Origin of the sequence: Bartonella bilalgolemi, assembly GCF_023500045.1 — a bacterium.
GTDB lineage: Bacteria > Pseudomonadota > Alphaproteobacteria > Rhizobiales > Rhizobiaceae > Bartonella > Bartonella bilalgolemii.
In genome coordinates, this window is the sequence record NZ_JAMCOF010000033.1 from 1 (window position 1) to 959 (window position 959).

The following is a 959-nucleotide window of genomic DNA, read 5'->3' on the forward strand; positions in this document are numbered from 1 at the left end:
GTATATAATAACTATTAAATCTCTATATTTTAAATAAATATTTGCATCATATTTTTGAATAAAAAATCATGTAAGTTCTTTAAAGCTTTTATATTAATAGAAGTTAATAGAAATGTATCTTAGATAATTACTTATGATAATGTAGTTAAAATTAGCTTTTGTATAATCAAGCTCTTAAAATAGAATTTAGTATAAAATATTCTTTTCAAAAGGAAGAGCAAACTACAAAGCTAATGATTTTATCTTTAAAATCAAAATGCCATCATTTTTAGAAACGAATATCATTGCTCAAAGTTATTTCTGATATGAAAGATGTTTATAGTACGTGATAAATACCAAAGTGACTCACTGTATTTAAATTGATTCGCAATTTTGCAAAATTGCAGTTCCATTTAATAGTGTTGCAATAGCTTCATAAAAGGCAATCTGTTGTTTATCGCAGATAGCTTGTTGATTTTAAAATTCGAAAAATGGTGCGGACGGCGGGACTTGAACCCGCAAGGCCTTAGGCCGGCAGATTTTAAGTCTGCTATGTTTACCGATTTCATCACGTCCGCGAACAATTTCTCATAAGCTATATCTTCTATTGAATCAAGGATTAATAATAAAAGGTGAGGTATTCAGCTTTTAATAGAATTTTTGACAGAAAACTTATAATTTTTATGGCTAAAATCTGTATGATGCTTGTGATAAAAGAAAATAATTCATGCTATGAGTGGATTTGTTTATAATATAACTAAAGCTATGATGGTTCTACATAATTTTTTGAAAATGCTGTTTCAGTGAAATAATTTTTTATTCAAAAATATGATGCAAATATTTATTTAAAATATAGAGATTTAATAGTTATTATATACTGCTATATAAAGTTTGTAGTGCTTTTTTGTTCTTTATAATTCTTGATAGATTGCAAATGATAATTTGATGTTAAGTTGCTTTGCAATAAAATTAAAATTCCA

1 tRNA gene is annotated in these 959 nt (G+C 26.0%); it reads right to left on the minus strand.

Annotated features, from left to right (window positions below):
* Positions 1–471: 471 nt before the first annotated feature.
* Positions 472–557: transfer RNA gene (locus M4Z11_RS07345), tRNA-Leu, on the minus strand.
* Between the last annotated feature and the right edge of the window lie 402 nt (positions 558–959).